Here is a 6,551-nt window from a genome sequence, read left to right on the forward strand (position 1 = left end):
CGCGGTCGTGCTGTTCGGGCTGCCGGGGCTGAACCTCATCGTCAGCCGGATGTTCACGCTGATGGGCAACTACGTGCTCGTCTCGGTGCCGCTGTTCATCTTCATGGCCTGCATCCTCGAGCGCGCCGGCATCGCCGAGGCTATCTTCCGCGCCGTGCACGTCTGGGCCGGGCGGCTGCGCGGCGGCCTGGCCGTCGCCGTCATCATCTCGTGCGCCCTGATGGCGGCGATGGTCGGCGTGATCGGCGCCGAGATCGTCACCATGGGCGTCGTCGCCCTGCCGGCGATGCTCGAGAAGAAGTACAAGAAGGACCTGGCGCTCGGCTGCATCTGCGCCGGCGGCGGGCTGGCGACGCTGATCCCGCCGAGCGTCGTCTTCATCATGTTCGGCCTCACCGCGGGCGTCTCGATCGGCCAGCTCTACATGGCCGGCGTGATCCCCGGCCTGATGCTCGCCGGCATGTACATCGTCTACATCATCGTCCGCTGCAAGCTGCAGCCGGATCTGGCGCCGCCGGCCTCGGCCGAGGACCTGGCGATGCCGCTGCGCGAGAAGCTGGCCCTGCTCAAGGAGCTGATCCTGCCCGGGCTGGTCGCCTTCAGCGTTCTCGGCTCGCTCTACATGGGCTGGGCGACGCCGACGGAGGCGGCCGGCGTCGGCGTCGCCGGCGCCGTGCTCGCCGCCGCCTGGAACCGCAAGCTCAGCTGGAAAAGCATCCGCGCGGCCGTCGAGGACACGACCAAGGTCACGGCGATGCTTTACTGGCTCTTCTTCGGCTCGTCGGCCCTGATCGGCGTCTACACGCTCGCCGGCGGCACCAAGCTGATCCAGGACGCCATGACCGGCCTGCCCGTCGGCCCGATGGGCGTGATCATCATCATGATGCTGATCTGGATCGTGCTCGGCTGTTTCATCGACTGGATCGGCATCCTGCTGCTGACCGCGCCGATCTTCGTGCCTGTGGCAGCGACGCTCGGCTTCGACCTCGTCTGGCTCGGCGTCCTCTTCTGCATGAACATGCAGATCTCCTACATCTCGCCGCCGTTCGGGCCGGCCGCCTTCTACCTGAAGGGCGTGGTGCCCCCGGACATTTCGCTCGGCGACATCTTCCGCTCGATCTGGCCATACATGGGCCTGCAGATCCTCGCGCTCGGCCTGGTGATCGCGTTTCCGCAGATCGCCCTGTGGCTGCCGAGCACGATGGCGAAGTAGGCCGCGCTCGCATGGAACGCCGGCTGCACGAGCTGGTCGACGTGATGCGGGTTCCCGTGAGCGGCGACCCCGGTATCGCGGTGCTGCCGGTCGGCCCGGCCCCAGCGAGCGAGGCCGTCCCATGCGAGGTCCTGGTCGTCGGCGGCGGCATGGGCGGCGTCGCGGCCGCCCTGGCCGCGGCGCGGCGCGGCTGCCGCACCTGCCTGCTCGAGGAGACCGACTGGCTCGGCGGCCAGCTCAGCGCCCAGGGCGTTTCGGCGCTCGACGAGCACGAGCACATCGAGACCTTCGGCGGCACCGCCTCGTACCAGGCGCTTCGTGCGCGCCTGCGCGACCGTTACCGGCCACTCGCCGGCGCGGCGGGCACCGCGCCCGACTTCAACCCGGGCGCCTGCTGGGTGAGCCGCCTCGCCTTCGAGCCGCGCGCCGGAGCCGAGGCGATGCAGGCGATCCTCGCGCCGCACGTGGCCAGCGGCGCCCTCACCGTTCACCTGCGCACGAAGACGATCGCGGTCGACGCCACCGCCGACCGCATCCGCTCGCTCACGGCGATGAACCTGGACGACGGCAACCGCCTGCGCTTCGAGCCGGTGATCGTCGTCGACGCCACCGAGCTCGGCGACGTGCTGCCGCTGGCCCGCGCCGAGTACCGTGTCGGCGCGGAGTCGGTGGCCGATACCGGCGAGGCGCACGCGCAGCTGCTCGAGGCCAAGGCGCAGTGCGTGCAGAGCTTCACCTACCCGTTCGCCGCAGAGCGCCGCCCGATGGGCGAGACGCACACGATCGCGGAGCCGGAAAAGTACCGCCACTACCGGGACACGCAGCCCTACAGCCTGACCATCGACGTGCACGGCGGCGAGATCTACGGCGAAGAGAGCGGCCGCCTCGCCTACAGGCTGTACGAGCGCATGCCCGGCACCAAGGGCGGTCTCTGGGACTATCGCCGCCTGCTTGCCGGTGCGCACTTCGGCCCGGCGCTGCCGAACGACCTGACGCTGTTCAACTGGCCGGGCAACGACTACCGCGACCGCTCGATCATCGACCGGCCGGCGCACGACGTCGCCGCCGCGCTGCAGGATGCCAAGCGCGTGAGCCTCGGCTTCCTGCACTGGCTGCAGACCGAGGCCCCGGCCGAGGGCACGCGGCACGGCGCCCCCGAGCTGATGCTGCGCCCCGATGTCATGGGCAGCGCCGACGGCCTGGCCAAGCATCCCTATATCCGGGAGTCACGCCGCATCGTGGCGCTGAAGACGGTGCTCGAGCAGGAGGTGTCGACGCAGTTCCAGCCCGGCCCGTTCGCTGCGCCGTTTGCCGACTCGGTCGGCATCGGCTGGTATCCCATCGACATCCACCGCTCGGGCGACGAAGACCTGGGCCTGAGCTGTCGCACGCGGCCGTTCCAGATTCCGCTCGGCGCCCTGCTGCCGGTGCGCATCGCCAATCTCGTCGCTGCCGCCAAGAACATCGGCACCACGCACCTGACCAACGGCTGCTACCGCCTGCATCCGGTCGAATGGAACATCGGCGAAGCGGCCGGAGCCGTCGCCGCCGACGCGGTCCGGCGCCGCATCACGCCGGCGGCGCTGCGGGCGACGGGCCTGGCTTCCTTCCAGCGCAGCCTGCGCAATGACGGCGTGCCGCTCGCCTGGAGCGACGGCTTGCCTGCATGAGCATGACCATCGAACACCACCGCGAGCAGCTCGACGAGGTCGAGCTGCACTACGCCGCCCTCGGCTGCGGCGAGCCGGTCGTCCTGCTGCACGGCTGGCCCTCCACCTGGTACGAGTGGCGGCACGTGATGGCGCTGCTCGGCGCGCGGCACCGCGTGATCGCGCCCGACCTGCGCGGCCTCGGCGACAGCTCGCGCCCGGCCGCCGGCTACGACAAGAAGACGATCGCCGCCGACCTCTGGCAGCTGCTCGGCGAGCGGCTCGGCCTGCGCCGCTGGCACCTCGTCGGCCATGACTGGGGCGGGCCGGTCGCCTTCGCCCTGGCGGCAGCGCACCCCGAGGCGATCGCCACCCTCTCGATCGTCGACGTGACGCTGCCCGGCATCGGCCCCGACATCTCGCAAGGCGGCAAGCGCTGGCACCACGCCTTCCACATGACCCCCGACCTGCCCGAGGCGCTGGTGCGCGGGCGCGAGCGCGCCTACCTCGGCTGGTTCTACGAGGCGTTCTCCTGGCAACGCGGCGTGTTCGCGGCGGCCGATCTCGACGAGTACCTGCGCACCTACACGCAGCCCGGGGCCCTCGAGGCGGGGTTCGCCTTCTACCGCAACATCCCGCGCGACGCCGCCGACAACCGTGCCCTGCTCGAGGGCGGCCTGCGCCTGCGCATGCCGGTGCTCGCCGTCGGCGGCGGCCGGGCCGAGGCGCGCGGCCGCGGTAGCGAGCCGGAGCAGTCGCTCGCCCTCGTCGCCGACGACGTCACCGGCGCCGTGGTGGCGGACAGCGGCCACTTCGTTCCCGAAGAGCGACCGGCCGAGCTCGCCGAGCTCCTGCTCGCGCACTTCCGGCGCGCCTGAGCCGACTGGCCGTCGGCCCGCGGCTCTGCGCCCTCAGCGGCTGCGCCCGAAGGCGCGCATTCCCGCGAACCGCGCCCGTGCGCCGAGGCGCTCCTCGATGCGCAGGGCCTCGTTCCACTTGGCCATGCGCTCGCCGCGCGCGAAGGAGCCGACCTTCAGCTGGCCGACGTGCCAGCCGAGCGCCAGGTGGACGATGGTGGTGTCCTCGGTCTCGCCCGACCTCGCCGAGACGATGCCGGCGTAGCCGAGCGACTGCGCCGTGCGCCAGGCCTCGAGCGTCTCGGTGAGGGTGCCGCGCTGGTTCGGCTTCAGCAGCACGGTGTTCGCCGCGCCTGCGGCGGCGGCCTGGCGGACGAGCGCTGCGTCCGAGACCAGGAAGTCGTCGCCGACGATCTGCAGCCCGGACCCGGCGGCGCGCGTGAAGCGGGCGAAGGCGTCGGCGTCGTCCTCGGCGAGCGGGTCCTCGATCGAGACGATCGGGTAGCGGTCGATCCAGCGCAGCAGCAGCTCGATCAAGCCGTCGGCATCGAGCTCGCGCGCTTCCAGGCCCAGCCGGTAGCGCCCGCCGCTGCCGAATTCGGAGGCGGCGACGTCGAGGGCGATCGCCACCTGCTCGCCCGGCACGAAGCCGGCCCGCTCGATCGCCTCGACGAGACGGTCGAGCGCTTCCTCGTTGGTGGCGAAGTCGGGCCACCAGCCGCCTTCGTCGGCGATGCCGAAGTGCGATCCGCGCTCGTGCATCAGGACGCCGGCGCAGCGATAGACCTCGGCCGTCCATTCCAGCGCCTCGGCGAAGCGGGTAGCGCCGGGGCAGACGACCATGAAGTCCTGGATGTCCACGCGGCGGTTGGCATGCGCTCCGCCGCCGAAGATCTGGATCTGCGGCATCGGCAGCAGCGTGGCGTCGGCGCCGCCGAAGTACGCGTGCAGCGGCAGGTGCAGCGACGCCGCGGCGGCGTGCGCGACGGCCATCGACACGGCGAGGGTCGCGTTGGCGCCGAGCCGCGTCTTCCCGGGCGTGCCGTCGAGGGCGACGAGGCATCGATCCAGGCCCGCCTGGTCGTCGGCCGGAAGACCGATCACGGCACGGGCGATCTCGCCGTCGACGTGGGCGACGGCACGCGTGACGTCGAGGCCGCCGAACGCGGCGCCGCCGTCGCGCAGCTCGTGCGCCTCGCGCGAACCCTTAGACGCGCCGGCCGGGCTGATGGCGCGGCCGATGGCGCCGTCTTCCAGGGCGACCTCGGCTTCCACCGTCGGCCGGCCGCGGCTGTCCCAGACGCGGCGGCCGTGCACCGAGCGGATCTCGGTCGAGCTCATGTGCAAAGCTCCCGTTGCCAAGCCGCCTTCACCTCGCCGAGTCGCTGCACCGGCGCCTGCAGCAGCGCGCGCGCGACGCGCCGCACCGTGTCGCGCGACGCGTCGTCGGCGAGGTACTCGACGGGCGACTTGCCGTCGACGCGGGCGAGAAGGAGCCCAGGCAGGAGCGCGGCGGCACGGCCTTCCAGGGCCGGCGCCGGTTCCCAGCCGACGCCTGCCAGGTACGCCGCGGCGAGCGCGTCGAAGCTGTCGAGGAAGCCGCGCGTCGCGGCCGGGGTCCACAGGCACTTGAGGAGCAGGTGGTTGAGGCAGAAGGCGAGGTCGAAGGCCGGGTCGCCCCACCAGGCGCACTCGGCGTCGAGCAGCACCGGCCCGTCCGGACCCAGGAGGATGTTCTTCGGGCTGACGTCGCCATGGACCAGGGCCAGCCGCGTCGATCGCGTGACCTCGACCAGCCGCTCGAGTGCAGGCGCGACATCGGCGTGGCGCGCGGCCGCCGCCAGCAGGTACGGCTCGAGGCGGATGTCGAAGAAGATGGCGTCGGTGTCGAAGTCCGCTGCCAGCTGCGGCCGCGCCGCCGAGAAGGCGTGGATCCGGGCCAGGACGCGGCCCACGGCCGCAGCGACCGCGGGCTCGGCCCGGCCCTCGCGCAGGGCCTGCTTCCACAAGGCGTAGCGATCGGGCGGCAGCCAGCTCATGACGAGCACGCCGAGCGCGGGATGCTGGCCGAGCACCTCGGGCGTGCAGCCCGGCGCCGCCTCGCCGGCGACCCTCATCCAGCGGGCCTCGTAGAGATTGCGCTCGATCGGCGCGCGCCAGTCAGCGGCGACGCGCAGGCGGGCGAGCGCGCGCTTGGCGCAGACCGCCCCTCGCGTCGTGTCGTCGATGCGCCAGATGTCCGATGAGACGCCGCCGGTGAGCGGCACGCCCGTCAGCGGCTGCGGCCCGGCGAGGCCGAGCTCGCGCAGGGCCTGCGCGAACGCGGCGGGCACCTCGGCCCGCGGCGCCGCGACCGCCGACGCGTCAGCGCTCGCCATGGCCCGCCTCCACCAGCTTGACCAGCGCGTACAGGGCCTGGTTGGCGGGCGTCGGCACGCCGAGCTCGCGGCCGCGTCGAACGACGAAGCCGTTGAGGTGCTCGATCTCGCTGGGCTTGCGCCGGGCCATGTCCTGCGCCGTCGACGAGCGCTGGCCCGGCATGGCGGCGGCGATCTGCTGCATCGCATCGAGCGACGGGGCGAGGCGCAGGTCGACGCCCTCGGCCGCCGCGAGCGCGACGACCTCGCCGACCACCGCGTGCTGCAGGTCGCGAACCGACGGCAGCGCCGCCAGGTCGGCATACGTGGCCTGCGCGATGCCGGAAATCGCGTTGTAGGCGCAGTTCACCATCAGCTTGGACCACAGCTCGGCCATCACGTCGGGCGAGATGCGGACCGGCACGCCGGCCGAGGCGAAGAAGTCGACGAGGTCCTGCAGACGACGCGCGACCGC

6 protein-coding genes are annotated in these 6,551 nt (G+C 72.4%); 3 read left to right on the forward strand and 3 right to left on the reverse strand.

Annotated features, from left to right (window positions below; genetic code table 11):
* From AC30N0_RS15420 to AC30N0_RS15430, 3 genes are all read left to right on the forward strand, one after another.
* Window positions 1-1,213 (forward strand): TRAP transporter large permease (locus AC30N0_RS15420; RefSeq protein ID WP_489518785.1); only part of this gene is annotated, 1,213 nt, incomplete at its 5' end.
* An 11-nt stretch (window positions 1,214-1,224) separates the two neighbouring features.
* Complete coding sequence (locus tag AC30N0_RS15425; protein WP_489518786.1) at window positions 1,225-2,883, forward strand: FAD-dependent oxidoreductase; 1,659 nt, start codon at window positions 1,225-1,227, stop codon at window positions 2,881-2,883.
* The gene (locus AC30N0_RS15430; protein ID WP_489518787.1) at window positions 2,880-3,740 is read left to right on the forward strand and encodes an alpha/beta fold hydrolase; all 861 of its coding nucleotides are present in this window, start codon (window positions 2,880-2,882) and stop codon (window positions 3,738-3,740) included. The genes AC30N0_RS15425 and AC30N0_RS15430 overlap by 4 nt, the downstream gene beginning before the upstream one ends.
* Before the next feature lie 33 nt (window positions 3,741-3,773).
* On the opposite strand, the gene eno is transcribed toward AC30N0_RS15430, so the two are convergent.
* From eno to AC30N0_RS15445, 3 genes are all read right to left on the reverse strand, one after another.
* Window positions 3,774-5,060 carry a phosphopyruvate hydratase gene (gene eno / locus AC30N0_RS15435; protein ID WP_489518788.1) on the reverse strand — a complete coding sequence of 429 codons (1,287 nt, stop codon included), beginning with the start codon at window positions 5,058-5,060 and terminating at the stop codon, window positions 3,774-3,776.
* Window positions 5,057-6,097, reverse strand: a complete 1,041-nt coding sequence (locus tag AC30N0_RS15440; RefSeq protein WP_489518789.1) for a phosphotransferase family protein — start codon at window positions 6,095-6,097, stop codon at window positions 5,057-5,059. Before AC30N0_RS15440 ends, eno begins: the two co-directional genes overlap by 4 nt.
* On the reverse strand, window positions 6,084-6,551 hold a 468-nt coding region (locus tag AC30N0_RS15445; protein ID WP_489518790.1), incomplete at its 5' end, for a ketopantoate reductase family protein. The genes AC30N0_RS15445 and AC30N0_RS15440, both read right to left, overlap by 14 nt.

This window comes from Rhizobacter sp. (assembly GCF_031412495.1).
GTDB lineage: Bacteria > Pseudomonadota > Gammaproteobacteria > Burkholderiales > Burkholderiaceae_C > Schlegelella_A.